We start from the raw sequence: 25,302 nt of genomic DNA, 5'->3' as shown, positions 1-25,302 counted from the left end.
GTCGGCGCCGGCCGCCGTGCCACCGGACCGTGCCACGGCGGCATCCGACGCAGTCGACACCGACCGTGCCGGGACCGCGTCCTACGCCATGGACACTGACCGCGCCGGGACCGCGTCCGGCATCGTGGACGCCGGCCTTGGCGGGTCGGCGCCGGCCGCCGTGCCACCGGACCGTGCCACGGCGGCATCCGACGCAGTCGACACCGACCGTGCCGGGACCGCGTCCTACGCCATGGACACGGACCACGCCGGGACCGCGTCCGGCATCGTGGACACTGACCCCGGCGGGTCGGCGCCGACCGCTGTGAACACGGACCGAACCGAGGCGGCGCCGGGCGCCGGGAACGCGGCCCGTGCCGAGACGGTACCGGCCGCCGGGAACGCGGCCCGTGCCATGACGACGTCCTGCGTGGTCGACACCGACCGTGCAAGGACGGCGCCCCGCGTCGAACGAGTTGGGAACGCCCGGGTCGCGCCCAGCGTGGTCGACGCGGTGATTCTCGAACGCGCCGCCGGTGCCATACGGCTCGTTCTCGACCGCACCCGCGGACGGGCCCCGGCCGACGACCCGGCGCTGGTCGAGATCCTCCTCGACGGCACGGCCCCGGAACCGGCCCGGCTGCATGCCGCCCGCCGCCTCGGACTGGACCCCGCGGTCCCGGCCCGGGCTCTCGCCCCGCTGAACGACCGGCCACGGATCGTGCCCGCCGGGACGGAGGCCGACGCGGCCGGTCGGCTCGGCGTCGGGCCCGCCGTTCCCGTGCTCGAACTCCCCCGCTCCTGGGCCGAGGCCCGTACCGCTCTGCGTTTCACCGCCGAGGGCACTCCGCAGGACCCCGGACCGCGGGTCGTGTACGCCGACGAGCTGGGAGGCATCGCCCTCCTCGCCGATCTCGTCGCACCGGGCGCCGAACCGCCGCCCGACGTCCGTGCCCTGGAGACAGCCACGACGACCACGCCCTGGCTGTCGGCGACCCTGCAAGCCGTCGCGTCTACGACGAGCCTGCGCGCGGCCGCCTCCGAGATCAACGTCCATCACTCGACGCTCCAGGGCCGGCTGGCCCACGCCGAGCACCTGCTCGGCTGGCCGGTGCGCACCCCGCAGGGACGGCTCCGGCTGCAACTGGCGCTGGCGATGCGGCACCTGGCCCGGCCGTAGCCGTCGCGCGCCCGCCCGGGCCGGCGTGATCCGGATCGCGTCCAGGAGGCCGTGCCGCCGCAGTCCGGCTGGGAGAGACTGTCCGGGCGCCGTCCGGTACGAGGTTCAGGAGCATCAGGCATGAGCGTGCAGCGGTATCCCCTGGCCGGGGTCACGGTGGTCAGCCTGGAGCAGGCCGTGGCCGCGCCCTACGCCACCCGGCAGCTCGCAGACCTCGGCGCCCGTGTGATCAAGGTGGAGCGGCCGGGCGGCGGCGACTTCGCACGCCGGTACGACACGACCGTGCACGGCCACTCCAGCTATTTCGTGTGGCTCAACCGGTCCAAGGAGTCCCTCACACTGGACCTCAAAGATCCACGGGGCCGCGAGATCCTGCACGAACTCCTCGACGGAGCCGACGTGTTCGTACAGAACCTCGCTCCGGGCGCCGCCGGCCGGCTCGGTCTGGACGCCGCCACCGTCACCAGCCGCCGCCCCGGTCTGATCCCGTGCACGATATCCGGCTGGGGCACGACCGGCCCCTGGGCCGACCGCAAGGCGTACGACCTGCTCGTGCAGTGCCAGACCGGTCTTGTGTCCCTGACGGGAACTCCCGAGGGAACCGCCCGGACCGGGATCTCCGTCGCCGACATCGCCGCCGGGATGTACGCCTACAGCGGCATCCTCACGGCCCTGTACACCCGCGCCGTCACCGGCGAGGCCCACCCGGTGGAGGTGTCCCTGTTCGAGGCGCTGGCGGAGTGGATGGGCCAACCCGCCTACTACACCCGGCACGGCGGCACCCAGCCCCCGCGTCTCGGCACCCAGCACGCCACCATCGCGCCGTACGGGACGTACGAGGCAGCCGACGGCAAGGAGGTGCTGTTCTCCATCCAGAACGAGCGGGAGTGGGCGGCCCTGTGCACCGAGTTCCTCGGCCGGGCGGAGCTGGTCGGCGATCCGCGCTTCGCCACCGCCTCCGACCGCGTCGCCCGCCGCGAGGAGCTCGACACGATCGTCGCCGCCCGCTTCGCCGGCTCCGGCTCCGCCGAGATCCTCAAGGACCTGGAGGCCATCGGCATCGCCTGCGCCGGGGTCAACGACATCGCCGCGTTCCTGGACCACCCGGTGCTGGCCGCGCGCGGCCGCTGGACCGAGGTCGGGGTGCCGGGCGCCACGGTGGAGGCTCTGCTCCCGCCGGCCGACCTCGCGGGCCTGCCCGCCCGGATGGACCCCGTACCGGCGGTCGGCGAGCACACCGAGGCGGTCCTCGCCGAGCTGGGCCGCACCGACGAGGAGGTGGCGGCCCTGCGCGCGGACGGCGTCGTCTGACGTCCCGACCGTCCGGCACCCCGGCCGGGAGAACCTACCGGGACCCGGCGGCGCGCCGCCCCTCCTCCTCGGCCTCCTCCGCCTCCTCGGCCTCCTGCTTCTTCGAAGCCCGCAGGCTGGTGATCGTGGTGACGGCCAGGACCAGCACGATGAAGCCCAGCGAGAAGGGGATGCTGATCTCGGGCACGTGGACGCCCGACTCGTGCAGGGCGTGCAGCACCAGCTTCACGCCGATGAAGCCCAGGATGATCGACAGGCCGTAGGAGAGGTGGACCAGCTTCTTCAGCAGGCCGCCGATGAGGAAGTACAGCTGGCGCAGGCCCATCAGGGCGAAGGCGTTCGCGGTGAACACGATGTACGGGTCCTGGGTCAGCCCGTAGATCGCGGGGATGGAGTCGAGCGCGAACAGCACGTCGGTGGAGCCGATCGCGAGCATCACGACCAGCATCGGGGTCATGATCCGCTTGCCGTTCTCGGTGATGAACAGCTTCGTGCCGTGGTAGCGGTCGGCCACGCCGAAGCGCTGCTCCGCCATCTTCAGCAGCTTGTTCTCCTGGTACTCCTCCTCGTGATCCTGCTTGCGGGCGTCCTGGACGAGCTTCCAGGCGGTCCAGACGAGGAAGGCGCCGAAGATGTAGAACACCCAGGAGAAGGCGGAGATGATCGCCGCGCCGGCCGCGATGAAGACGGCCCGCAGCACCAGGGCCATCAGGACGCCGACCATCAGCACCCGCTGCTGGTACTGCGAGGGCACCGCGAACTTCCCCATGATCAGGACGAACACGAAGAGGTTGTCGACGCTCAGCGACTTCTCGGTGATGTAACCGGCGAAGAACTCACCCGTGGGCCCGCTCCCACCGAAGTACCAGAGCCCCACCCCGAACAGCACGGCCAGGACGATCCACACCACCGTCCACGTCCCGGCTTCCTTGACGGACACGTCATGGGGCTTGCGGCCGACGAAGAAGTCCACGGCGACGAGCAGGCACAGAGCTGCCACGGTCAGCAGCCACACGGATAGCGAGACGTTCACTGATGCTCCTGTTACAGGTGTGGGGGATGGGACATCGTTGTCCGACCTGGCTGATTTCCGCCACACCTGGCAGGTGAACAATTGGTCACAACTGCGCGTGCAGGGCCTCCAGGACGTCCTGGTCCGTCAGCTGGTCGAAGTTCTCGTACCAGAGGCCCACGGCCATGAACGCGGCCGGCTGGTGCAGGCAGATCACCTCGTCGGCCTCGGCGCGCATCAGCTCGGCCGCCTCCGGGGAGCACACCGGCGCGGCCAGCACCACCCGTTCAGGCGCCTGACGGCGGACGAATCGCAGCGCGGCCCGGGCCGTGGAACCGGTCGCCAGGCCGTCGTCGACCACGATCACGGTGCGTCCGCGCAGGTCAGGTGCGGGACGGCCCTGCCGGTACAGCCGCTCGCGGCGGCGCAGTTCCACGCGCTCCCGCTCGATGACGGGCGCGAGCGCGGCCGCACGGAGGCCCAGGTGGCGCATGGCGTCCTCGTCGAGCAGCGGCACCTCGTCACCGGCCATCGCGCCGACGCCGAACTCCTCCTGGAAGGGCGCCCCGATCTTCCGCACGACGAGCACGTCGAGCGGGGCGTCCAGCGCCTCGGCGACCTCGCGCGCCACGGCGACCCCGCCGCGGGGCAGGGCGAGGACGAGGGGATCGGGCAGCGCTCCCTCGCGCTGCCGGGTGCACAGTATTTCGGCCAGTGCCCCGCCGGCCTGCCGGCGATCACGGAACCGCATGACGGTCACCTCTGTTTCCCGCACGGAGAGGGCCCTCGGCCGGTCCGGCTCCCGCGTACCCCGTGCCCACCGGACAATGCGCACCTTCCGGACCTCCGTCACACTCGGAACGCGGGGTGTTTCCGGCCGTGCGGCGCAGGCAACCCGTGCCGTGCGCACGGCACGAACCGTACGTACGGCACGGTCCTCTTCGGACTACCGGCGCACTCTCCGCACTACCGCGCACCAGGCCACTGAGGCAGACTCCGACGCGACGGGAGCACCCGGATGACCACTGCCCCCTCTCATCCGCACCCCGCCCGGCCGGGCCCGCGCATCGGCGTGCTGGGTTCGTACGGCGGCTTCAACATCGGCGACGAGTCGATCCTGACCTGTGTCCTGCACTGTCTGCGCGCCCAGCGGCCCGAGGCCCGGCTGGTCGTCTTCAGCCGGAACGCCGAGCACACCCGGGCCCATCACCCGGGCGCCGACGAGGTGGTGGACTGGGAGGGCGTCAGCCGCAGCCACGTCCTGGACGCGCTGGCCTCACTGGACGTGCTGGTCCTGGGCGGCGGCGGGCTCCTCTTCGACGGCGAGGCGCGCCGCTATCTGCGCCTGGTCCGGGCCGCGCAGGAGCGCGGTATCCGCACCTTCGCCTACGCCATCGGCGCCGGCCCGCTGCGCGAGGCCGACGACCGGGAGGCCGTACGCACGGTGCTGGCGGACATGGACGACGTCGTGGTGCGGGACGAGGAGTCCAAGCTGGTGCTGGAGGAGGTCGGTGTCGAACGCGACGTCGTCGTCACCGCCGACCCGGCGCTGCTGCTGGAGCCGGAGCCGTTCACCGACGAGATGATGCGCCACGAGGGCGTGCCCACCGACTCGCGTCTGGTGGGGATGTCGGTGCGGGAGCCGGGCCGGGCGGCCGAGAAGCTGGACGAGGGCGATTACCACGCGCTGCTCGCCGACGTCGCCGACTTCCTGGTCCGCCGGCTGGACGCGCACGTGGTGTTCCTGCCGATGGAGCGGCACGACGTGCGGCACGCGCACGCCGTGCTGTCCCACATGACCGCTCCCGACAAGGGGCGGATCCTGCACGGCTCGTACAGCCCGGGGCAGGTCCTCGGCTTCATGCGCCATCTGGACCTGGCGGTCGGCATGCGTCTGCATTTCGTGATCTTCGCGGCGCTCTCCGGGCTGCCGGTGCTGCCGTTGCCCTACTCCGGCAAGGTCTTCGACTTCGCACGCCGGATGGGGGCTCCGGCCCTGGTGGGCGTGGCGCGGGAGCAGGCCGGGCTGCTGCTGGCGGAGGTGGACCGGCTGTGGGACGAGTACCCGGAGCGCCAGGAGGAGCTGCACTCCCGCGTCCGGGAGCTGTCCACGCAGGCCCTGGAGACCTGCGCACGCTGCGGAGTGCTGCTGGACGAGGTCGACGGCAGGACGGAGACGGCCATGGACACCGCTCTCCTCCTGGACACGCAGGAGGAACCACCGCCTCCGCCCACTGCCGAACCCCGCCCGCTGGGCGTGTGACGCCGGCGCCGAGGCCCTGCCCGCGGGAGGACACCGATGCCGATCCTGCAAGAACCGCGCGAGCCGCGCACGGTCACCCTGCCCGCGCGGCCCGCCCAGCACGGCGGCCGGACGGAGGTCCTGGTGGTCGGCGGCGGCCCGGCCGGGTTCGCCGCGGCGGTCGCTGCGGCCGACGCCGGGGCCGAGGTCGTCCTGGTGGAGCGCTACGGGTTCCTCGGCGGCAACGCCACCGCGGCGCTGGTCATGCCGCTGATGTCGTTCCACAACGAGCACAAGCAGGCCACGTTCACCGAGTCCGGCGACGAAGCCCGGCTGCTGCCCACCGACCACGGCGAGGGCGAACCGGTCGTCCAGGGCGTGCTGTGGGGGCTGCTGGACCGGCTCATGGGGCGCGGCGGTTGTCTGAAGCCCTCCCCGAGGACCGGATACACGGTTCCCTTCGACCCGGAGCTCTTCAAGCTGGTCCTGCTCGAGATGATGGACGAGGCGGGCGTGCGGATGCTGTTCCACGCCTTCGCCTCCACCGCGCTGCGCCTCGACGACGGCTGGCGTGTGGTGTTCGAGACCAAGTCGGGGCCGGTGGTGATCGACGCCGACGTGGTCGTGGACGGCACGGGCGACGGCGACGTCGCGGCGGCCTGCGGGGCGCCGTACGAGATCGGCCGGCCGGAGGACGGGCTGGTGCAGCCGATGACCCTGATGTTCCGGGTCGCGGACTTCGCCCGGCCGGACTTCGCGGAGTACGTGCGGGAGCATCCCGACCAGTGGCGCGGGGTGCACGGTCTGTGGGACCTGGTCGAGGAGGCCCGGGCGGACGGTGATCTGCGGCTGCCGCGCGAGGACATCCTGTTCTTCGCGACGCCGCATCCGCGGGAGGTCAGCGTCAACAGCACCCGCGTGAACAGGGTGCTCGGCAGCAGCGTGTGGGACCTGACCCGGGCCGAGTACACCGCCCGACACCAGCTCGCGCAGATCGACCGCTTCCTGCGTACCCGCGTGCCCGGCTTCGAGGAGTCGTACGTGGTGCAGAGCGGCACCCACATCGGCGTCCGGGAGACCCGGCGCGTCGTCGGCGACTACCACCTCACCGGCCACGACATCCTGGCCGCCCGCCGCTTCCCGGACGTCGTCGCGCACGGCGCCTACCCGGTCGACATCCACAACCCGCGCGGCTCCGGAACGACCCTGAAGCGGGTGCCCGCGGGCAGCTTCTACGACATCCCGCTGCGCTGTCTCGTGCCGAAGGGCACGGAGCGGCTGCTGGTGGCGGGCCGCTGCATCTCGGGGACGCACGTGGCGCACTCGTCGTACCGGGTCATGCCGATCGCGATGGCGACCGGCCAGGCGGCGGGTGTGTGCGCCGCGCTGACCGTACGTCACAAGCACGGGCCGCGGGGTGTGCCGTACCGGCTCGTGCAGCGGGAACTGCTGCGGCAGGGCGCCCGGTTGCGCATCGACCTGCCGGTGAGCGACTGACGCGGGCCGCCGTCAGCCCGCCGCGGTCCTCAGCTGGTCGTGGCACCACTGCCGGGCGACCTCGGTGACCTGGCCGAGCGCTCCCGGCTCCTCGAACAGGTGGGTGGCGCCGGGCACCACGTGGATGGTGTGCGGGACGTGCAGCCGCCGGGCCGCTTCCTCGTTGAGGCGCAGCACCTGGCGGTCCTGGCCGCCCACGATCAGCAGCACCGGCGCCCGGACGGCGTCCAGGGCGTCGCCCGCCAGGTCGGGCCGCCCGCCGCGCGAGACGACCGCCGGCACCCGGCCGGGGCGCTCGGCGGCGGCGACCAGGGCCGCGCCCGCGCCGGTGCTGGCGCCGAACAGGACGACGGGCAGGCCCTGGGTGCCGGGCGACTGTGCCAGCCAGTCGATGGCGGCCACCAGCCGGCGGCCCAGCAGGGGGATGTCGAAGCGGAGTTCAGCGGTGCGGACGTCCAGCCGTTCCTCCTCCTCGGTGAGCAGGTCGATCAGCAGGGTGCCGAGTCCGGCGGTGCGCAGGCCGGCGGCGACCTCGCGGTTGCGGGGGCTGTGCCGGGAGCTGCCGCTGCCGTGCGCGAACAGCACGACCGCGCGGCCGGCCGATGGCACGGTCAGATCGCCGGTGAGCACAGCGCCGTCGGCGGGCACGGTGACCGTCTGGGAGATCATCGGAGGCCTCCTCTTGCCCATCTCGGGTCCTTCCGCCCTCCATTCCCGGGGTCTTCCGCCCGCCTACCCACACCGCGGCAGCCGTCCCGTCCTCCGCATGGCGCGATCTGTGGGATGCGTGTCGTTGACGCCATACCGCGGGCCGGAGGAACGTGGAGGCGTGACCGATCGCCGTATCGTCTTCGTCGTCTTCGACGGCTTCCAGCCGCTCGACCTCACCGGCCCGCACGAGGTGTTCCACAGCGCGGGCGACGACTACGCCTGCGAGGTCGTGGCGCCCCGGGCGGGACCGGTCAGGTCGGTCAGCGGGCTGCTCGTGCATGCCGGGCACGGCGTGGCGGACCTCGGCCCGGCCGGGATCGACACGCTCGTGGTGGTCGGTGGCCGGGGTGTCGACCGGGCCCGGCAGGACGAGACGCTGGTCTCCTGGATCGCCGCCGCGGCGGCCGGTGCCCGGCGCGTGGCCTCGGTGTGCAGCGGGGTGTTCCTGCTGGCGGCGGCGGGGCTGCTGAACGGGCGCCGGGTCACCACGCACTGGGCCCGCGAGGAGCAGTTGGCCCGGGAGCACCCCGAGGTGCGGGTGGACTGCGAGCCGATCTTCGTCCGGGACGGGCGGGTGTGGACCTCGGCCGGTGTGACGGCCGGTATGGATCTGGCGCTCGCCCTGGTCGAGGACGATCTGGGCCGGGACGTCGCGCACGCGGTGGCCCGTCGGCTGGTGCTGTTCCTGCGCCGCCCGGGCGGCCAGTCGCAGTTCAGCGTGGCGTTGTGGTCACGGCAGCCTGCGACGGACCCGGTGCGGGCCGCCGTCACCGCGATCCACGCCGATCCGGGCGCCCGGCACGACATCGCCGGCCTCGCCGCGCACGCCGGGCTGAGCCCGCGTCATCTCCAGCGCCGTTTCACCGCCGAACTGGGCGTGGCGCCGGCCGCGTACGTCGAACGGGTGCGCGTCGAGGCGGCCCAGCGCGCCCTCACCGAGGGGGACGAACCGGTCGAGGCCATCGCCCGCCGCTACGGCTTCGCCACCGCCGAGACCCTGCGCCGCACGTTCCACCGCCGGCTCGGCATCGCGCCGTCCGACTACCGCGCACGCTTCCGCTCCACGTCGGAACCCGCCGGCTCCCACCACGTCTCAGAGAAAGGGGAACCCGTATGACGACATACGGCCTGCTGGTCTTCGAAGACGCCGAGGAGCTCGACTTCGTGGGGCCCTGGGAGGTCTTCACCGTCTCCGCCCGGCTCCGCGAGGGCGCCGACTCGGCCGTGCTCATCGCCGAGCGCCCCGGGCCCGTGCGCTGCAACAAGGGCCTGCGCGTCCTGCCCGACCACACCCTGGACGACCATCCGCCGCTGGATGTGCTGCACGTGCCGGGCGGCCGGGGCGCGCGCGAGGTCCAGGTGCACAACCCGGTGGTCACCGACTGGATCGGGAAGACGGCGGAGCGGGCCGCGTGGGTGCACGGCGTGTGCACCGGCACGTTCCTGCTGCACGCCGCGGGTCCCGCACGCGGACGGCGGGTGGCCACACACTGGAGCCAGGAGGACACCCTGGAGGCCCGCGGTGACGTGACGGTCGTCCGGGACGTCCGCTACGTCGTGGACGGCAACCTGGTCACCAGCCAGGGCATCTCGGCCGGCATCGACAGCGCGCTGTGGCTGGTCGGCCGGCTGCACGGCCGTGACCACGCGCGGGCCGTACGACGCCACATCCAGTACGACCCGGCGCCGCCGTACCTCGCGGACGAGCCCGTCTGATCCGGATGGCGGCCGTAGGCGCTGCATGGGTGCGCGAGCGCCGGGCAGGCGATGTTCATGGGCGCTGACACGGGCGACGGCGGGCAGGGACGGCAGGCGGGCGAGTGCGGGCACCGGGCGGTGCCGCATCCGGAGAACATTCGGATCGAGGCGTGGGCGGCGTGCCGGGAGCACTGTCTGGCGGAGGCCGTCGTGGGGATGGTGGAGTGCTTCGCCGACGTCTCGGGGGTGCGGCCCACCGCCGTGGACCGAGTCCGGCTGGCCGAGGCCAGCGACTATGACCTGCTGGTCACGCTGCTGGACGAGATCATCTTCCGGCTGCAGGAGTACGGCCAGGTGCCCGTGGACGTGGAGGCGGACGAGGCCGACGGCGGCCTGGACGTACGGCTGGCGGTCATCGGCCTCGCGGACGTGGAGATCACCGGGGCGGTCCCGAGGGCGGTGGCGTGGAACGAGCTGCGGATCGGGCCGGACCCGTACGGGTGGTCGTGTGCGGTGACGGTCGACGCGTGACCCCGCAGGCCGGGGTGCGCCTACCGTGGAGGTGTGGGCGGCGGCGTCGTGACGCTGTTCCTGTGCGGTGACGTGATGCTCGGGCGCGGCGTCGACCAGATTCTGGCGCACCCCGGTGATCCTGCACTGCGGGAGGCGTACGTCGGCGACGCGCGGTCCTACGTCCGGCTGGCGGAGTCGGTACACGGCCCGGTGCCCGCGCCCGTCGACCCGTCCTGGCCGTGGGGCGAGGCGCTGCGGGTGCTGGACGAGGCCGCCCCGGATGCCCGGATCGTGAACCTGGAGACGTCGGTGACGTGCGGCGACACGTTCGCCCCGGACAAGGAGATCCACTACCGGATGCACCCGGCCAACCTGCCGGCCCTGGCCGTGGCCCGGCCCGACGTGACCGTCCTCGCCAACAACCACGTCCTGGACTTCGGGCGCCCGGGCCTGCTGGAGACCCTGGACGTGCTGGCCCGGGCGGGCCTGCGGACGGCGGGTGCGGGACGTGACGCCGAGCAGGCGTACGCACCCGCCGCGGTCCCCCTCCCCGGCGGCCGCCGGCTGCTGGTCCTCGCCCTCGGGGCGCGCTCCAGCGGCATCCCGTCCGGCTGGGCGGCGACGGCCGACCTGCCCGGTGTGGCGTACGTGCCCGAGCTCTCGGCCGCCGCGGCCGACCTTGTGCTGCGGCACGTCCGGCGGGCCCGACGAGCCGGTGACGTGACCGTCGTGTCCGTGCACTGGGGCACGAACTGGGGGTTTCGCGTGCCCCGGGAGGAGGTCCGTTTCGCGCACGCCCTGGTGGACGGCGGGGTCGACGTCGTCCACGGCCACTCCTCGCACCACCCCCGCCCGCTGGAGGTGTACCGGGACCGGCTGATCCTGTACGGCTGTGGCGACTTCGTCGACGACTACGAGGGCATCACCGGCTACGAGGAGTACCGCGACGACCTGCGACTCGCGTTCCTCGCCTCGGTCGAGGCGGACGGCGGCCGGCTGGCGGGACTGCGCATGGTGCCGCTGCGGACGCGCCGGATGCGCCTGGAGCAGGCCTCCAGGGCGGACCGCGCGTGGCTGGGGACGACGCTCGACCGGATCAGCGGCGGGGTGGGGGTGACGCTGGAGCCGGACGGCTCGCTGGCGCTGACGCGCGGATGAACCGGTGGCGGCTCGGTCGGCCGGTCCGGCGGTACCGCATGAGCCGGGAGGTCAGCCTGCCCAGGCCACCAGCCGCTCCCGGTTCTCGGGCGCCCGCAGCCGGGCGAGGGACTCCTTCTCCAGCTGGCGTACCCGCTCGCGGGTCAGGCCGACGCGGCGGGCGACCTCGTCGCGGGTGCGGGTGTGGCCGTCGTGCAGGCCGTAGCGGAGGCTGAGGACCATGGCCTCACGGGGTGCGAGCGTGCCGACGGCCTCGCGCAGTTCCTCGGCGAGGGCCTGGTACTCGGCCACCTCCGGGGCGTGGAGCACCTCGGTGTCGGGGATGAGGTCGCCGACCACGGTCTCGCCGGTCTCGTCCACGGGCGTGTCCAGGCTGACGGCCTGCCGGCCGACGCGGCGCAGCCAGCCGATCCTGTCGGCGGCGAAGCCGCTCTCCCGGGCCACTTCCTCGACGCTCGGTTCGCGGCCCAGGTCGAGTTGCAGACGCCGTTCGATCTTGGCGACCTTCTGGAGCTGCTCGACGACGTGCATCGGCAGCCGTACGGTGCGCGCGTGCGCGGCCAGGCCCCGCTCGATCGCCTGGCGGATCCACCAGGTCGCGTAGGTGGAGAACTTGAAGCCCTTGGTGTGGTCGAACTTCTCCACGGCCCTGATCAGCCCAAGGTTGCCCTCCTGGATGACGTCCAGCAGGGGCAGCCCCCGGTGGGCGTGCCGTTTGGCCATCGACACGACGAGCCGGAGGTTGGCCCGGACCATGTGGTCCTTGGCGGCCTGCCCCTCCCGGGCGGCCTCCTCCAGCTCCCCGCGCCGCTCCGGCGCGAGATCGAGCTCACCGGCGTCGGCCCGTTCCAGTTCCTCCAGTGCCCGCACGCCGGCCTGTATCCGCCGGGCCAGCCGGACCTCGTCCTCCGCGGTGAGCAGCGGTGTCGCCGCGATCTGCGTGAGGTACTGGCCGAGGAGGTCGGGTTCCTCGTCGGGCTCTGGAATGCGGTTGCGCAGCCGTGCGGTGCGAGCGGGGGCGCGGCGGTCCTCCTGGGGATGCGCCGCGGGGTCTTCTGCCAGGGGAGACATCCTCGTGATCCTCCGTCTCCTACCTCTTTCCGGCTCGTTCCGGAGCGCCTTTCCGGCTCGTTCCGGACGGTTTACGGGTACCCGAGGCGGTCGGTCCCGAACCGCATGCCCGGGTCCCGCCGGGGGTACTCCGGGGCACATGACCGGCATCGAACTGCGCAGCGACGCGTTCAACAACCACTCCTTCATCACGCGCCGGTACGCGTACGAGGGACCGAACGTCTCTCCGCCGCTGTCCTGGAGCGGCGTACCGGACGACGCGGCCGAACTGGTCCTGCTCTGCGAGGATCCCGACGCCCCGTCGGGCACCTTCGCGCACTGGGTCGTGGTCGGCATCGACCCGCACAGCGACGGCGTCGATGCCGGGCACTGCCCACCGGGCGGCACGGAACTCGTGAACGGCTACGGGCAGCACGGCTGGGGCGGCCCGCATCCCCCGCCCGGGGACGACGCACACCACTACTTCTTCCGGCTCTACGCCCTGTCCGAACCGTGCGTCCTGCCCGACGCGCCCCGCGCGGACCAGGTGCACGAGGAGGTCGAGAAGCGCCGCATCGCGGACGGCACGCTGGTGGGGCTCTACCAGCGCTGAGAGGGCTTACGGGCTGAGACGGCTCACGGGTGGACCGCCCGTGTCTCCGTGTCACAACGGTTGGTTGTGACACGGGTGACGGACGGTTGTTTGCCCGGGCGTCCCGGTGCCCGCTTGGATGGCTGCCGGTCAACACCGGGTTGTCCGCGGGAGCTGGGAGTGTGCGCCGGGTATGGCGGACAGGCGGTCGCTGGGGCGGCGGTTCGGGTGGTTGTGGGGGGCCTACGCGGTCAGTACGGCCGGCACCTGGCTCGCGTTCGACGCGTTCGCGCTGATCGCGGTCCTGGTGCTGCACGCGGGGCCGACGCAGGTGTCGCTGCTGGCGGCGGTGGGACCGGCGGTCGGCGCGGCCGTGTCGGTGCCGCTCGGGCCGTGGGTGGAGTTCCGCCGCAAACGGCCGGTGATGATCGCGACGGACCTGGTCCGGTGCGCGGTGCTGCTGAGCATCCCCGCGGCGTTCGCCCTGGGCCGGCTGAGCTTCGGCCAGCTGCTGCTCGTGTCGGTGGCCGTCGCGGCGTCCGACATCACCTTCAACGCGGCGGCCGGGGCGTTCCTGAAGGAGCTGGTGCCGCGACGTGACCTGCTCGTCGCGAACGGGCGGTTCGAGGCGACGACCTGGACGGCCAGCATGGTCGGGCCGCCGCTGGGCGGGGCCGCGATCGGGCTGTTCGGTCCGGTGACGACCGTGGTGGCCGACGCGGTGAGCTATCTGCTCTCGGCGTTCGGGCTCCGGGCGATCGGCGGCGAGGAGAAACGCCCTGTGCCGCCCACGGCCGGCCAGGCCCGTCCCCGGGCGGGCGACCTGCTCGACGGCTGGCGCTACATCCTGGCCGACCCGGCGCTGCGCCCGCTCTTCTTCAACACGGTCCTCGCCAACTCCCTGATCATGGCGGCCTCTCCACCCCTGATGGTCCTGATGGTCGATGATCTGCGCTTCGCCCCCTGGCAGTACGCGCTCGCCTTCGCGGTGCCCTGCACCGGCGGTCTGCTCGGCTCACGTCTGGCACCACGGCTCGTCGCGCGGATGGGTCGGCACCGGGTCATGCTCACGGCGGGGGTGCTGCGGGCGTGGTGGTCGCTCGGGCTGGCCTTCGTCGGCCCCGGTACGGCGGGGCTGGCGCTGGTCATGGTCGTCGAGTTCGGGCTGATCACCTGCTGCGCCGTGTTCAACCCGGTGTTCGCCACGTACCGCCTCGACCGGACCCCCGCGGACCGGGTCACCCGCACCCTGTCCGCCTGGTCGGCCACCGGCAAGGCCACCACGGCGGCCGTGACCGCCCTGTGGGGCCTGTTGGCCCACCTGACCGGCCCCCGTACGGCCATCGCCCTCGCCGGCGTCTTCCTCCTCTTCACACCTGTCCTGCTCCCCCGCCGCGACCACACACCGGACACCGGCGCCGAGCCGACTCCCCTGGCGCTGAAGGACGGCGCCTGAACGGCCCACTCGCGCGGGAGCGGTGGGTCGGGGCCGGGAGCGGCGTCGCCCCCGTCCCCGGCCCGGGCCGGCTCAGACGGCCCCGGGCACGTCCTCGGTGACGCCGTTCAGCGGCGAGGACGGATCCGTGCCGTACGGACGGGTGAGGATCTCCAGGCCGTGGCCCGCCGGGTCGAGGAAGTACACGCCCCGGCCGCCGTCGTTGCGGTTGATCTTGCGCGGGTGGTTGCCGTGCGGGTCGGCCTGGATGGGTATCCGGGCCGCGACGAGCCGGGCGAGGGCCTCGTCGAACTCGTCCTCGGAGACGAGGAACGCGTAGTGCTGCATGGGGATGTCGGCGTCAATGGTGAGGAAGTCCAGCGTGACGCCGTTGGCGGTCGTCACCGGCAGGAACACCCCGGCCGGTGCCCCGACCTCCAGGCCCAGGATCTCCGCGAGAAAACGAGCGGACTTCTCCCGGTCACGGGACAGGACGATGGTGTGATTGAACTCGACTGACACTGTTGAATGCCTCCACGGGCATCTCCGCGGCGCCTCCATGCCTCACCCGGCCGGTGACCGACACGCGATGCCGCGCGGTGGATCGTAGGCAGAGGTGGTTGTGGTCGTCGAGCGGTTTTCGGCCGTATCGCGCCGCCCAGGCCGACAGGGCCAAGTACCCTCGCCCGTACCCCTGTTGTCCCGCGCGACCCTGACAATTGTCAGGGACCGCGTCGCCCCTGCTCTCCCTACAGTTCTGAGCGTCGGCCACACCGTTCAGGGGGAACTCGACATGTCCACTCGCATCTTCGCCAGGGCCGCGCTCGTCGGCGCCGGGGCGCTCGCACTGCTCGGCCCGCTCACCGCCGGCACCGCGGCCGCGTCCGCCGCCGGCGAGCAGGGCGGCGCCCGCGTCCTTGCGGCGCCGTACGCGGTCGTGCCGTACGAGACCGTCAACGTCCGTACCGGTCCTGGCACTTCCTACGGCAAGCTCGCCGTCGTGCCGGCCGGGCAGCCGCTCGGCGCCTACTGCTGGACCCGCGGTGAGCGCATCACCGACAACGGCTACTCCAACGACGTCTGGGTGAAGCTCCTCGAGGGCTACGTCAGCGCCGTGTACCTCAAGGGCAACGAGTACGGCGACCTGCCCGCCTCTGCGCGCTGCTGACCCGGATCATGACCACTTCCGACCACACCATCCTCATCATCGTCCTACGGGGGACAGACACATGAAGCGAATGATCAGCCGTACCGCCATGGGCCTGGCCGTGGCTGCGCTCGCCGTCGGCGGCCTCGCCACCACCGCCCAGGCGGCCCCGGCCGCCGCGGCCAACAGCGGCGACCCGACCCTGACCGACGTCTACGTCTGGGCCACCGATGTCAACCTGCGCCAGGAGCCGACCACCGACTCCCCTCGTCTCGCGGTCCGTTCGCAGTGGTGGGCGGACGCCCTGTGCCAGAAGCAGGGCCAGACGGTGCACGATCCGGCTGTCGGCACCAACAACTGGTGGACAGCCGTCATGGAGTTCTCGGGCAGCGACATCGCCTGGGTGAACAACCTCTACATCCGGGGCGGCCAGAAGATCGCCGGAGTCCCGGACTGCTGACGCCACCATCCCCTCCACACGCCTGCGGCGGGCCACCAGAGAGATCTGGCGGCCCGCCGCAGGCCCGTCCCCGGTCAGCAGTACCCCACGGTCGTCCTGCGTTGGGTCGGTGTACGAAGGGGGGCGGACCGGAGCACCGGCCGCCCCCCTGTGGCGTGTGTGCGGCTCAGTACCAGCCGGTCTCGGTCAGGTCGTGGCCGTCGCACGAGAGCAGGGCGCGCGAGACGCGGCCGTTGAGGTTGTTGCCCATCTGCGTGTAGGCGTAGGTGATGCCGGGGTCCACGCTCTCGGAGACCCAGCCGTCGACACGTCCCACGCCGTTGTTGGAACGCTGGAGCACGGCGACGCAGCCGGGCCGGGAGTTCTCGATCCGGGCGAAGGAGCCGCACCTGTCGGAGTAGAAGTACTTGAGGGCCATGCCTTCGGCGTACTTGGTGGCCCCGACCTGCCGGAACGTGCCCGAGCAGTAGGAGGTGGTGGGGTACTGCCCCTCGTTCCCGTACGCCCCGTAGTTGCCGCCCGAGTGCGGCGCGGCCTGGGCGGAGGTCGGGAGGAGCGCCATCACCGCGGCGGCGCCCCCGGCGGCCAGCAGTGTCCTGAGCGATCGGCGGCTCATGAGTCCTCTTTCGTGTGTCGGCGGGTGTTCTGGTCGTGACCGTACGGGCGTCACCACACCTGCGACACCTGACACTTATCAGGGTCGAACGCCACAGGTCGCCTCGATTCGGGGAAGCCCTGACATTCGTCAGGACCGACCGCACCGCTCGTGCTCCTAGTGTGTCGGCGCGAGACCAGGGCTCCGCCGGACAACCGGCTGCCGAACGTCCCGGAGTGCGGCTCGCCGCGGCCGTGACGGGAACGGGGGACGAGCGGTGGGCAGGGCCCTGACGGGTCCGGCCCACCGCTCGCGTACACCCGGCGGTCAGCGCTCGTACTCGGCGAGATAGCCCAGCACCTTGTCCACGTGCGGGCGCACCCGTGCGGGGACGCCGCCCTCCTCGATGATCGTGCGGTCGCTGGTGCGGTAGCCGGCCGCGACCAGCGCGGGAAGGTCCTTCTTCGGCAGTCCCGCCTGTTTGAAGCGCTGGTCGAGCCAGCACACGTACAGGCTCATGGTGGCGATCGCGTCCGGCGGCGACATGTGGTCCTTGTCGCCGTCGCCGTCCCCGTCCACGGCCCAGGCCCGGAACACCGACGGCGTCCACATGGCGATGCCGTACTCGTCGTTCTCCGGGCGGGCGGCGTTCGTGTCGAAGCCGCTCTCGGCCTTGAGCAGCGCGGCGAGCAGGGCGGGGGTGATCTCCTCGTCGGTGCAGCGGTGGGCGGCGCGGGCGATGACAGGGCGCAGCGCCTCGGGTACGTCGGAGTCCTCCGGGATCTCACCGGGCGCCGGGCTGTGCGCGCCGTTGAAGGCGGCGGGGGCGCCGCCGTCGCGGTCGTCGTCCTGGGTGTCGCCGGCTCCGCCGAGGAGTACCGCCCCGGCGAGCGCGGCGGCGGTCAGAACGACGAGCCCGGCCGCCACGGCCGGCACCAGGCCTCGCCGGCGCCGTTGCGGACCGTCGGTGAGGTCCTCGACGCGGGCGGCGACGCCACGGGCCGTGTGCGGGAGTCGGCTGGTGTGGTCCGGCGCCAGGCAGTCGGCGATCAGCCGGCGCATGTCGTCACCGAGGCCGGCGTCGAGCCGCAGGGGTGCGGTGCCGCGTGCGTACGCCTGGGCGGCGAGGGACCGGGCCCGGGCCGTCGCGCCCGGGAAGGGGTGGAGTCCGCCGGTGAGCACATGGTGGGCGAGGACGCCGAAGGCCCAGATGTCGGCGGTGGGCCGGACGACTGCGCCCTGGGTGCCAGTGCGCTGGGACCACCACTCGGGCGGCAGGTGGTCGAGGGTGCCGAGCGGCGGCAGATGGGCGTGGGTGCCGTCGAGTTCGGCGGCCAGCCCGAAGTCCGCCAGCCACACCTGCCCGCCCGGGCCCAGCAGGACGTTGGCGGGCTTGAGGTCGCCGTGCACCCAGCCGGCGTCGTGCATGTGGGCGAGTCCGGCGGCGACTCCGCGCAGGACGCGGTCGGCGCCGTCGATGGGCTCACCGGTGCCGGCGGCGTCCAGGACGTCCTTCAGGCTGGCCTCGGCACGGTCCATGACCAGCGCGATGGCACCGTCCAGGGCAGGCAGCTCCGGTGCCTCGACGGTGCACACGGCGTGGGTCCGCACGAGGTGGGGGTGGTCGGCCTCGGCACTGAACCGGACCTCCCTCTCCACGAGTTCACCGAGCGCGGCGCGCTGTCCGGGCCCCAGGGCACCGGTCGGGAGCACCTTCACGGCCGCGGGCGTGCCGTCGGCGACGGTACGGGCCTCGTACACGGTCCCCCAGCCGCCGGAGCCGATCACCGCGCCCACCTCCCAGCCCTCGATCCGGAAACCCTCCGGGAGGCGGGGCGGCCCGGGTATCTCCAGATCGTCCGGGACGTCGGATCCCGTCATGCGCCTGCCTCCTGCGGCGCGAGGCGGACGGCACCGCGGGACGGCAGCAGGCTGAGATGCTCTTCGCGTACCAGGCCGAAGCGCAGGGCGACGGAGGCGAGCCGGGAGCGCTTGGCTCCGGTGCGGCCGCCGTCGCCTCCGGTCGCGGTCTCCCCGCCGAGGTCCAGGCGCAGTTTGGCGAAGGCCAGGTAGTCGATGTGGTAGTTGACCGCGGAGCGGGTCAGGTCCCGGCAGGACTCCAGCGGCCGCAGCCGCTCCACGATCTGCCCGACCCCGGGCAGCGCCGAGTCGGAGGGGGCGCGCAGCCGGGGTTCGCACAGGGCCACCAGCACGAGGAAGTACTTCGACGTCGGGTCCAGGGCGAAGGGGTGGACGGTCTGTTCCCCGCCGCCCGGCGCGGACTGCTCACCGAGATAGGCGTGCTGGGGTGCGAACACCTTGAAGGTCGCGGTACCGGACAGGGCCGGGAGCACCACGCGCGAGAACTCGAACGGCACGGGCGCGCCGAGCCGCCCCGGGGCGACGGTCAGGTACTCGCCGGCTCCCTCCAGGTTCTCCACGACGTACGACACGCTGCGGCTGAAGTTGGACAGCCGCCAGTAGTCCCCGGCCGCCTCCAACTGCCCGGCCCGGCGCGAGATCCCGGGGTCGGTCAGCGGGATGCGCACCCCCGCGCCGCCGGGCGTGCCGCGGCCGAAGTCGGCGATGTCCCCGGGCCCCAGTTGGATCAGATCGGGCCTGCCCGTCTCGTCCGCACCCCAGTGTGCGGGACCGGGCAACTGCACGATGATGGTTTCCACGCGGACTCCCCGCTGATGACGCCCCCGATTTGGTCGCGAGGATTGTACGGGCGGATTCCGCTCGCGCGGAGGCGGCAGGGCCCGCCTCAGCCGGCTGTTCGCGGACGCCGTGCGACGAACACGAACTCCCGGCCCGGCCGGTCGGGCGCGTCGCGCACGTCCTCCACCACATAGTCCTGCGCGACGAGTTCCGCCTCGACCTCGTCCCGCTCGCGGAAGCGCAGCGTCGAGTCCGACGTCAGCACCTGCCCGTCCGCGGCGAACACATAGGTCCACCGGAACGTCACGAGCGGCCCGCTCACGTCGAGCAGATCGACCCAGGACTCGACGGCGCCGATGTCGGGCACGTCCATCACGGTGTACGTCGCCTCACGGTTCCACTCCTCCCAGGCGCGGCGGGCCGGAATCCGGGTCTCGAACACGAGACGGCCACCGGGCCGCAGTGCCTCACGGGTCCCTCGCAGGGTCATCCGCCAGCTCTCGGGATCGACGACCGCCTGGGCGGCGTTGCCGGTCATCGTCGCGAGGTCGGCGGTCAGGGGCGGGAGGGTCGTCGCATCGCAGTGGATCCACCGCACCCGTTCGCTGCCCGCCTTGCCGCGGGCCACGTCCAGGGACGCGCCGGCGGGATCGACGCCGACGACGTCGACGCCGCGTTCCGCCAGCAGCAGCGCGAACACGCCCGTGCCGCAGCCGATGTCGAGCACCCGACGCGCGCCGAACTCCTCCGCCATGCGCAGGTACGGGTCGAGATCGGCGCGGTCGGGGTCGAGCGGGTCGTAGATCGCGGCGAGCCGCGGATGCCGGAAGCACTCGTCTGCCATGCGCCCGAAGGTACGAACGCCGGCTGACGTGCGGCCACCGGATTTCGGCGACCGCCCTCGCGCGACTCAGCCCAGGCAGATGACGAGCAGGCAGAGCTCCTTGGAGTCGGAGTTCGCGGGAGGCGTCGCGGCCGGAGTGGGACTCGCCGCGGACGGGGGCGTATCGGAAGACGCGGGCTGTTGCGTGTCCGTGCTGCTCCCGGCGGCGGGCGGTTTCGTCTGCTCGGTCACCGTCGACGTGGACTTGCCGGTGTCGCCGGTGACCGTGTCGACGGTGTTCGGGACGGTGTTCTTCGGCTGCGTCGTCTTCGGCAGTTCGCGGGGCGCGGCGGCCGCGTCCGTCCGCGGGTCCGCCGGCGTGCTGCGGGGAGTGGTGGCCCGGGGCTGCTCGCGCTGCGAGGTGCGGTCGGTGTGCGGCGGGGTGGTGGGCGTGGGCGAGGACCGCGGGGTGTCGCGCCGGGTCGACGTGGGTTCGGTGTAGGTCGGCGCCTGTCCCTCGGCGCCGCCCATGGTCGTGTCCTCGGGCACCGTGGCCGACTGCACGCCGTGCGTGGAGTTGCCGTTCATGGCGGCGACGGTGAGACCGCCTCCGACGAGCGCGACAGCGGTCGCCACCACGGCCCGGCGCTGGTTCTTCTTCCAGCGGGCCATCTGACGACGCCGCGCCGCGCGTCCCTGCTGCGGTGCCTGGTAGCCGTCGGCCCCGGTGGGGTCGGCGGCCTCGGGTCCGTCGGACGGGGCCGTGTCCGGGCTCTCGTGACCGTCGGACGGGTCGGTGCCCAGGGTTCCGTGGCCGCCGGACGAGCCGGTGTAAGCGAGGGGGAGCTCTCGCGTGCCGGCGCGGTTCGTGTCCCACACGCTGGCGTCGTCCCACACGTTCCCGTCGCGCCATGCGCCGGAGGCGGCCGGGTACTCCCATGCAGCCGGGCGGGTACGGCCATCGGCGGTGGGGTCGATGTCCGGGGCGTAGGCGCCGCACCCCGGGCAGACCAAGGCGCCGTTGAGGTGCCTGCGGCACGAGGAGCAGTAGTCCATGTGGTCTTCCCGATCTTGCTGTGCCGACGGCTCGCCGGCCGCGGCCTGGTCACGTTCGCATGTGGGATCGAGCTGTAACGCTAACGAGGCTTTGGAAGGGGGATGTGCAGCATGTGTGACACCCCTGAGCAGATCCTCTGGATCTCGCGTGCGCCGTAAGTAACTCGTGAGTAAAGGTGGCGGGGGCTGGGCATCCTCGGGCACCTGCCGAGGGCGGGGCCAGAGGTCCGGCCCAGGCCGTTTCGTTTGGATCACCGGAGCGTCGGTCCGGGCGTGCCGTTGACTGACGCGCGGTCGGCGCGGATCGAGCCGTTGCTTCCCGACCGGACGCCGAAACGGGGTGGCCGCCGGCGGGATCATAACCGGCTGCGGATGTGGGCCGTCGACGGCACCTGGGAGCGGGTGTTCACCGCGCTGATGGCCCAGGCCGACGCGGACGAGGACCTCGACTGGGCCGTGTCGGTGGACTCCGCGATCGTGCGCGCTCATCAGCATGCCGTCGGGCCCCGCAAAAAGGGGCCCCGGCCGGCGAGCCGGCCGATTACGCCATCGGCCGCTCCCGCGGCGGACTGACCACGAAGACCACCTCGCCGCCGACGGGGGCGGCCCCGTACCAGGCCAGACGTGGTCCTGGCGGACAAGGCGTACTCCTCACGCGCGATCCGCGCACACCTGCGCCAGCGCGGGATCCGCGCGGTGATCCCCGTGCCGGCGGACCAGCAGGCCCACCGGCTGCGGCGCGGCAGCCAAGGCGGCAGGCCGCCGGCCTTCGACCGCGACGCCTACAAGCAGCGCAACACCGTCGAGCGGTGCATCAACCGCCGCAAGCAGTGGCGCGGCATCGCCACCCGCTACGAGAAGACCGTCACCATCTACCTGGCCGGACTCCACATCGCGGGCATCTTCCTCTGGTCCGCCCGCTGATCCAACCGAAACCGCCTGAGTCACCTGGATTGGTACTGGTACTCCAGCAGGATCTTGATGCCGTACGTGGAGTGGGGCATGCGCCGGGCGCTGCACTTCTCGGGCCCGGACGCGAAGGCAACTCGGGAGCCGTCGGCGCCAAAGGCTGCGCCGCCCTACCGGCCCTGAGCCGCACAGCCGGCCGTCATGGACGCACGACGACGGTCCATCCGGGGTTGTAGGTGTCCGGCACCGGGAAACGTGGCCAGTCGCGCGCCCAGTGCGGTGGGTTCCGCTCGCGAAGGACCAGTGCACCGGGGTGCGCCGGGGGATCCGACTCCGGGGCAGAGCAGCCCGCGGTGTGGGCGATGGGAATCGTCGAACTGTTCCCCGCGAGGACACACGGCGGGTGCACCCCGTGCTCGCGCAGCACGGAGACGATGCGGTCCCAGTCTCCGCGGGCCCGCTGCTGGATGCCCGCATGAGTGTGGACGAGCCCGATCTGGATGCCCCAGTGCCCGAGGAGTGCCAGGGCGAGCACCGCGGCCGTCGGCAGTGAACCGCGGGTGCGGGCCCGGTGGACGACGGCGAGGAGCCCGACAGCGGCAGGGAGCGCCAGCAGGGCGTAGGCCGGCAACAGGAACCGCGGCGCGGCGTAGGGGACAAGGAAGAGATACGGCGCCGCCGTGGCCACGGCCACCGCCACGGACAGCCACAGCGGCGCAGCGGACCTGCGCGCCCGGCGCTCCGCCCACAGCCCCAGGCCGACCAGCAGCGGCAGCAGCACCCACCACTCCGTCACGGGCAACTGAACGCTGTCGCCCGTACAGGGACGGCACAGCAGCGGGCCGTCCAGCGCGGTGAGATGGGCGCGCAGGGAGAAGACGGCCCGCAGACCGCCCTGGACCTCGTCGGCCTCCGCGAGCCGGTTCCGCACCCCGCCGAACCGCACCTCGGCCTCGACGACCCAGGGCAGCGCCCCCGCCACGAGTCCGGCCGCCACGGCCGACAGGCGCCCCCGGAGGCGGCCGTGGCCGCGCAGTGCGGGCATCAGTACGGCGGCCAGGAGCAGCGGCGCGGCGACGGCCACACCGTCGTTGGGCCGCATCAGGGTCACCACCGCCAGGCCTGCCGCGACACCCGCGTACCGGGGACGCGGCGTGAGGAAACAGCCCACCGCGGCGGTGGCACCCATCGCGGTGTAGTGGTTCGGCATCGCGGAACCGGCGTAGAACAGAGTGATCCACAGGCTGCCGTACAGCCCGGCCGCCACCCACACCGTCGCCGGGCGGTGCACGATGCGCAGCCAGGGCCGGAATCCCAGCCAGAGCGCACCGCCGGCCAGCAGGAGCAGCCACGCCCTGAGCAGCACCGTCGAGTCGCTCCAGGAGGCGATCGGAGCAAGCAGCAGGGGGACCCCGCGGGTACGCGGGGCGCTGAACGGGGTCGCGGGACCGTACGGCCCGAAGCGGCTGGCGTACACGAGCTCGTCCCAGCCGAGCGGCAGCGTGAGCGGTACGAGGACGGCCGACAGCAGACAGAACCCGGCAACCACGATCCACAGCATCCGCTGTGCCGAGGCCGCTGTGCGATTCGCGTTCATCCGACCCACCCCAGCTTGCGCCGCCCGCGGCGCACCGCTCCGCGGGCGAGGATGCCTGCCGTGGCGGCGAGCACGGTGGCACGGTCGCGCCAGTCGGCCAGTCCGGGCGGTGGAGCGGACCGCTCGGCCCGCTCCTCCACCAGGGTGCTGAACAGCCGCTCGTAGCGGTCGGCGACGCCCTCCGGGGTGAATCGTTTCGCCGCACTGGCCCGGGCGGCCCTGCCCATCTCCGCGCGCCGTCCGTCGTCACGCATCAGTGCCAGCAGTGCGTCGGCCACACCCCGAGTGCTGTCGCGCGGGACGAGACAGCCGTCCACACCGTGGCGGATGATCTCGCCGGGCCCGTGGGGGCAGTCGGTGCTCACCACGGGCAGGCCGCAGCGCATGGCCTCCACGATCGTCATCCCGAACGACTCGTGCGCGGAGGTCACCGCGGCGATGGAGCCCTTGACCCACTCGGCCTCGATGGGAGTGGCCGAACCCATCAGGAAGACCCGGTCTCCCAGCCCGTGGTGGGCTATCCGGTCGGCTATCCGGGCGCGTTCCGCGCCGTCCCCGTAGATGCGCAGGGACCAGTCGGGGCAGGCCGCACCGGCCAGGGCGAACGCGTCGACCAGCATCTCGTACCGCTTGACGCGGGCCAACCGTCCCGCCGCGACGACCACCTTGGCCGCCGCGTCGGCCGGCGGCACCGGGGGTTCGGGGACGCTGTTGGGGATGGCCAGCACCCGGGTGCGCGGCAGCCGCATGCCGCGCCGGTGGTCGCGCGCGTCGGCCTCGGTCATGGTGACCAGCGCGTCGAGACCGCCGTACCAGCGTTGGAGTTCCGTCCGCAGCCGGTGCGAGTGGTTGTCGTGAGTGAGGTGCTCCTGGCCGACGAGCACGGCATGTCGTGGTCCGAACCGGGCCAGCAGCGCGTTGAGTCCGGCCCTGGTGCCCACGACGACGTCGGCGTCCGTCTCCCGCAGCCAGTCGATGACCCGCTGTTCGGCGAGCCGGTGGTACTGGTGCGAGCGGCTGTCCCCCTTCGGGAAGACTGCCCCGGCCTGCCGGGCGAGGGGGTCCGCCGCGTCCGCGGATCCCTCGCGCCGGTCCACCAGGGCCCGCAGCGGCACCTGGGGCGACCGCGCCAGCCGTGGTTTCTCGCGGTGCCGGAAGACCGACACGAGTTCCACCTGGTGCCGTCCGGCGAGCGTGTCGGCGAGTGTCATGGTCGTCCGTACGGTGCCGCCCATCGCGTAAGCGTTGTGCAGCAGGAAGGCGATGCGCACGTGCGGCGTCCCCCGGTTTCCTTGTGATGTGGCTGATCAGAGCCGCTGTGTTCACCTTCGGCGAGGCAACTACACCTGTGCTTTTCGGTACGTTCCTGGCCGCGCTCGCCTCCGTCCCACCCTGCTGGCCGGAGCCGGCGAAGACGGGTGCTGGGCTGCGCGAGCCGCCGCACGGGCACGAGGACAACAGGTCGACTGACGTCTACTCTGTGCGCTCACCGGAGATGACAGGCAGCTCGGGTGTACAGATGTATCATCTGCCCCAGAGGTTCCGGTCATGCGGTCCGGAAGTCGTCCACCCGCTCGCCCTCCGCCTGGGACGGCTCGGTCCTGGGGACGTCCGGGTGCTGCTCCACTGCCGCACGCTCGGCCGGCTCATCGCGCTCGCCCGGGCCGGGTGGCTGC

The 25,302-nt window shown here is 72.7% G+C and carries 25 protein-coding genes and 1 pseudogene; 14 read left to right on the top strand and 12 right to left on the bottom strand.

Going from position 1 to position 25,302, the window contains the following annotated elements; all coding sequences use genetic code 11:
• Positions 1-88 precede the first annotated feature (88 nt).
• Positions 89-1,159 (top strand): helix-turn-helix domain-containing protein, encoded by a 1,071-nt coding sequence (locus tag ACZ6TU_RS37015; RefSeq protein ID WP_469553221.1) that lies wholly within the window; start codon positions 89-91, stop codon positions 1,157-1,159.
• 120 nt (positions 1,160-1,279) lie between these two features.
• Positions 1,280-2,470, top strand: coding sequence for a CaiB/BaiF CoA transferase family protein (locus ACZ6TU_RS37010; protein ID WP_467681957.1), 1,191 nt, complete (start codon positions 1,280-1,282; stop codon positions 2,468-2,470).
• A gap of 34 nt (positions 2,471-2,504) precedes the next feature.
• On the opposite strand, the gene ACZ6TU_RS37005 is transcribed toward ACZ6TU_RS37010, so the two are convergent.
• Positions 2,505-3,503 carry a TerC family protein gene (locus ACZ6TU_RS37005; protein WP_467681955.1) on the bottom strand — a complete coding sequence of 333 codons (999 nt, stop codon included), beginning with the start codon at positions 3,501-3,503 and terminating at the stop codon, positions 2,505-2,507.
• An 85-nt stretch (positions 3,504-3,588) separates the two neighbouring features.
• Positions 3,589-4,233, bottom strand: a complete 645-nt coding sequence (locus tag ACZ6TU_RS37000; RefSeq protein ID WP_467681953.1) for a phosphoribosyltransferase — start codon at positions 4,231-4,233, stop codon at positions 3,589-3,591.
• A gap of 267 nt (positions 4,234-4,500) precedes the next feature.
• On the opposite strand from ACZ6TU_RS37000, the gene ACZ6TU_RS36995 reads away from it, so the two are divergent.
• Both ACZ6TU_RS36995 and ACZ6TU_RS36990 read left to right on the top strand, forming a co-directional pair.
• A complete protein-coding gene (locus tag ACZ6TU_RS36995) occupies positions 4,501-5,745 on the top strand; it encodes a polysaccharide pyruvyl transferase family protein (RefSeq protein ID WP_467681951.1) in 1,245 nt (414 codons plus the stop codon).
• Between the two features lie 36 nt (positions 5,746-5,781).
• The gene (locus ACZ6TU_RS36990; protein WP_467681949.1) at positions 5,782-7,221 is read left to right on the top strand and encodes an FAD-dependent oxidoreductase; all 1,440 of its coding nucleotides are present in this window, start codon (positions 5,782-5,784) and stop codon (positions 7,219-7,221) included.
• 12 nt (positions 7,222-7,233) lie between these two features.
• On the opposite strand, the gene ACZ6TU_RS36985 is transcribed toward ACZ6TU_RS36990, so the two are convergent.
• Entirely contained in the window at positions 7,234-7,890 is a 657-nt protein-coding gene (locus ACZ6TU_RS36985; protein ID WP_469553202.1) for a dienelactone hydrolase family protein, read from the bottom strand.
• Between the two features lie 160 nt (positions 7,891-8,050).
• Here ACZ6TU_RS36985 and ACZ6TU_RS36980 point away from each other — a divergent pair, with 160 nt between their 5' ends.
• Genes ACZ6TU_RS36980 through ACZ6TU_RS36965 form a run of 4 tightly spaced genes read left to right on the top strand, consistent with a single transcriptional unit; the run spans position 8,051 to position 11,301 of the window.
• Positions 8,051-9,049 carry a GlxA family transcriptional regulator gene (locus ACZ6TU_RS36980; protein ID WP_467681945.1) on the top strand — a complete coding sequence of 333 codons (999 nt, stop codon included), beginning with the start codon at positions 8,051-8,053 and terminating at the stop codon, positions 9,047-9,049.
• Positions 9,046-9,648 (top strand): DJ-1/PfpI family protein, encoded by a 603-nt coding sequence (locus ACZ6TU_RS36975; RefSeq protein WP_469553201.1) that lies wholly within the window; start codon positions 9,046-9,048, stop codon positions 9,646-9,648. The genes ACZ6TU_RS36980 and ACZ6TU_RS36975 overlap by 4 nt, the downstream gene beginning before the upstream one ends.
• 57 nt (positions 9,649-9,705) lie before the next feature.
• Positions 9,706-10,161, top strand: a complete 456-nt coding sequence (locus ACZ6TU_RS36970; protein WP_467681941.1) for an archease — start codon at positions 9,706-9,708, stop codon at positions 10,159-10,161.
• A gap of 33 nt (positions 10,162-10,194) precedes the next feature.
• Positions 10,195-11,301, top strand: a complete 1,107-nt coding sequence (locus ACZ6TU_RS36965) for a CapA family protein (protein ID WP_467681939.1) — start codon at positions 10,195-10,197, stop codon at positions 11,299-11,301.
• A 51-nt stretch (positions 11,302-11,352) separates the two neighbouring features.
• Here ACZ6TU_RS36965 and ACZ6TU_RS36960 read toward each other — a convergent pair whose 3' ends face one another.
• Positions 11,353-12,372 (bottom strand): sigma-70 family RNA polymerase sigma factor, encoded by a 1,020-nt coding sequence (locus ACZ6TU_RS36960; protein ID WP_469553199.1) that lies wholly within the window; start codon positions 12,370-12,372, stop codon positions 11,353-11,355.
• Positions 12,373-12,511: 139 nt separating this feature from the next.
• Between ACZ6TU_RS36960 and ACZ6TU_RS36955 the strand changes: the two genes are divergently transcribed.
• Together ACZ6TU_RS36955 and ACZ6TU_RS36950 are read left to right on the top strand one after the other, a co-directional pair.
• A complete protein-coding gene (locus ACZ6TU_RS36955; RefSeq protein WP_469553197.1) occupies positions 12,512-12,964 on the top strand; it encodes a YbhB/YbcL family Raf kinase inhibitor-like protein in 453 nt (150 codons plus the stop codon).
• Positions 12,965-13,136: 172 nt separating this feature from the next.
• A complete protein-coding gene (locus ACZ6TU_RS36950; RefSeq protein WP_469553196.1) occupies positions 13,137-14,399 on the top strand; it encodes an MFS transporter in 1,263 nt (420 codons plus the stop codon).
• Positions 14,400-14,471: 72 nt separating this feature from the next.
• On the opposite strand, the gene ACZ6TU_RS36945 is transcribed toward ACZ6TU_RS36950, so the two are convergent.
• Entirely contained in the window at positions 14,472-14,900 is a 429-nt protein-coding gene (locus ACZ6TU_RS36945) for a VOC family protein (RefSeq protein ID WP_086855615.1), read from the bottom strand.
• A 271-nt stretch (positions 14,901-15,171) separates the two neighbouring features.
• Here ACZ6TU_RS36945 and ACZ6TU_RS36940 point away from each other — a divergent pair, with 271 nt between their 5' ends.
• Together ACZ6TU_RS36940 and ACZ6TU_RS36935 are read left to right on the top strand one after the other, a co-directional pair.
• The gene (locus ACZ6TU_RS36940) at positions 15,172-15,546 is read left to right on the top strand and encodes an SH3 domain-containing protein (RefSeq protein WP_467681931.1); all 375 of its coding nucleotides are present in this window, start codon (positions 15,172-15,174) and stop codon (positions 15,544-15,546) included.
• Positions 15,547-15,607: 61 nt separating this feature from the next.
• Complete coding sequence (locus tag ACZ6TU_RS36935; RefSeq protein ID WP_467681929.1) at positions 15,608-15,985, top strand: peptidase M23; 378 nt, start codon at positions 15,608-15,610, stop codon at positions 15,983-15,985.
• 166 nt (positions 15,986-16,151) lie between these two features.
• Here the strand turns inward: ACZ6TU_RS36935 and ACZ6TU_RS36930 are convergent, their stop codons facing one another.
• The 5 genes from ACZ6TU_RS36930 to ACZ6TU_RS36910 form a co-directional block, all read right to left on the bottom strand.
• Positions 16,152-16,601: a hypothetical protein gene (locus ACZ6TU_RS36930; RefSeq protein WP_469553194.1), complete on the bottom strand. Its 450-nt coding sequence runs from the start codon at positions 16,599-16,601 to the stop codon at positions 16,152-16,154.
• Positions 16,602-16,907: 306 nt separating this feature from the next.
• Positions 16,908-18,461, bottom strand: a complete 1,554-nt coding sequence (locus tag ACZ6TU_RS36925) for a serine/threonine-protein kinase (protein WP_469553192.1) — start codon at positions 18,459-18,461, stop codon at positions 16,908-16,910.
• Positions 18,458-19,261, bottom strand: a complete 804-nt coding sequence (locus tag ACZ6TU_RS36920) for a serine/threonine protein kinase (RefSeq protein ID WP_467681923.1) — start codon at positions 19,259-19,261, stop codon at positions 18,458-18,460. The genes ACZ6TU_RS36925 and ACZ6TU_RS36920 overlap by 4 nt, the downstream gene beginning before the upstream one ends.
• An 86-nt stretch (positions 19,262-19,347) precedes the next feature.
• Positions 19,348-20,085 carry a class I SAM-dependent methyltransferase gene (locus ACZ6TU_RS36915; protein ID WP_469553190.1) on the bottom strand — a complete coding sequence of 246 codons (738 nt, stop codon included), beginning with the start codon at positions 20,083-20,085 and terminating at the stop codon, positions 19,348-19,350.
• 66 nt (positions 20,086-20,151) lie between these two features.
• Positions 20,152-21,120, bottom strand: coding sequence for an SCO2400 family protein (locus ACZ6TU_RS36910; protein WP_469553188.1), 969 nt, complete (start codon positions 21,118-21,120; stop codon positions 20,152-20,154).
• Positions 21,121-21,492: 372 nt separating this feature from the next.
• Between ACZ6TU_RS36910 and ACZ6TU_RS36905 the strand changes: the two genes are divergently transcribed.
• Positions 21,493-21,693: a hypothetical protein gene (locus tag ACZ6TU_RS36905; protein ID WP_469553186.1), complete on the top strand. Its 201-nt coding sequence runs from the start codon at positions 21,493-21,495 to the stop codon at positions 21,691-21,693.
• A 27-nt stretch (positions 21,694-21,720) separates the two neighbouring features.
• A pseudogene (locus ACZ6TU_RS36900) lies at positions 21,721-22,044 on the top strand (transposase); the annotation flags it as partial.
• A gap of 184 nt (positions 22,045-22,228) precedes the next feature.
• On the opposite strand, the gene ACZ6TU_RS36895 reads toward ACZ6TU_RS36900, so the two are convergent.
• Entirely contained in the window at positions 22,229-23,626 is a 1,398-nt protein-coding gene (locus ACZ6TU_RS36895) for a hypothetical protein (protein ID WP_469553185.1), read from the bottom strand.
• A complete protein-coding gene (locus ACZ6TU_RS36890) occupies positions 23,623-24,897 on the bottom strand; it encodes a glycosyltransferase (protein ID WP_469553182.1) in 1,275 nt (424 codons plus the stop codon). The genes ACZ6TU_RS36895 and ACZ6TU_RS36890 overlap by 4 nt, the downstream gene beginning before the upstream one ends.
• Between the last annotated feature and the right edge of the window lie 405 nt (positions 24,898-25,302).

Source organism: Streptomyces sp. NPDC052064 (assembly GCF_055585925.1).
This window is presented reverse-complemented; position numbering and strand designations above follow the sequence as displayed.

Excerpts from the sequence above, each read along its gene's own strand:
- ACZ6TU_RS37015 (WP_469553221.1), top strand. The coding sequence starts at position 89 with ATGGACACTGACCGCGCCGGGACCGCGTCCGGCATCGTGGACGCCGGC.
- ACZ6TU_RS37010 (WP_467681957.1), top strand. The coding sequence starts at position 1,280 with ATGAGCGTGCAGCGGTATCCCCTGGCCGGGGTCACGGTGGTCAGCCTG.
- ACZ6TU_RS37000 (WP_467681953.1), bottom strand. The coding sequence starts at position 4,233 with ATGCGGTTCCGTGATCGCCGGCAGGCCGGCGGGGCACTGGCCGAAATA.
- ACZ6TU_RS36995 (WP_467681951.1), top strand. The coding sequence starts at position 4,501 with ATGACCACTGCCCCCTCTCATCCGCACCCCGCCCGGCCGGGCCCGCGC.
- ACZ6TU_RS36990 (WP_467681949.1), top strand. The coding sequence starts at position 5,782 with ATGCCGATCCTGCAAGAACCGCGCGAGCCGCGCACGGTCACCCTGCCC.
- ACZ6TU_RS36985 (WP_469553202.1), bottom strand. The coding sequence starts at position 7,890 with ATGATCTCCCAGACGGTCACCGTGCCCGCCGACGGCGCTGTGCTCACC.
- ACZ6TU_RS36975 (WP_469553201.1), top strand. The coding sequence starts at position 9,046 with ATGACGACATACGGCCTGCTGGTCTTCGAAGACGCCGAGGAGCTCGAC.
- ACZ6TU_RS36970 (WP_467681941.1), top strand. The coding sequence starts at position 9,706 with ATGGGCGCTGACACGGGCGACGGCGGGCAGGGACGGCAGGCGGGCGAG.
- ACZ6TU_RS36960 (WP_469553199.1), bottom strand. The coding sequence starts at position 12,372 with ATGTCTCCCCTGGCAGAAGACCCCGCGGCGCATCCCCAGGAGGACCGC.
- ACZ6TU_RS36955 (WP_469553197.1), top strand. The coding sequence starts at position 12,512 with ATGACCGGCATCGAACTGCGCAGCGACGCGTTCAACAACCACTCCTTC.
- ACZ6TU_RS36950 (WP_469553196.1), top strand. The coding sequence starts at position 13,137 with ATGGCGGACAGGCGGTCGCTGGGGCGGCGGTTCGGGTGGTTGTGGGGG.
- ACZ6TU_RS36940 (WP_467681931.1), top strand. The coding sequence starts at position 15,172 with ATGTCCACTCGCATCTTCGCCAGGGCCGCGCTCGTCGGCGCCGGGGCG.
- ACZ6TU_RS36935 (WP_467681929.1), top strand. The coding sequence starts at position 15,608 with ATGAAGCGAATGATCAGCCGTACCGCCATGGGCCTGGCCGTGGCTGCG.
- ACZ6TU_RS36930 (WP_469553194.1), bottom strand. The coding sequence starts at position 16,601 with ATGAGCCGCCGATCGCTCAGGACACTGCTGGCCGCCGGGGGCGCCGCC.
- ACZ6TU_RS36925 (WP_469553192.1), bottom strand. The coding sequence starts at position 18,461 with ATGACGGGATCCGACGTCCCGGACGATCTGGAGATACCCGGGCCGCCC.
- ACZ6TU_RS36915 (WP_469553190.1), bottom strand. The coding sequence starts at position 20,085 with ATGGCAGACGAGTGCTTCCGGCATCCGCGGCTCGCCGCGATCTACGAC.
- ACZ6TU_RS36910 (WP_469553188.1), bottom strand. The coding sequence starts at position 21,120 with ATGGACTACTGCTCCTCGTGCCGCAGGCACCTCAACGGCGCCTTGGTC.
- ACZ6TU_RS36905 (WP_469553186.1), top strand. The coding sequence starts at position 21,493 with ATGTGGGCCGTCGACGGCACCTGGGAGCGGGTGTTCACCGCGCTGATG.
- ACZ6TU_RS36895 (WP_469553185.1), bottom strand. The coding sequence starts at position 23,626 with ATGAACGCGAATCGCACAGCGGCCTCGGCACAGCGGATGCTGTGGATC.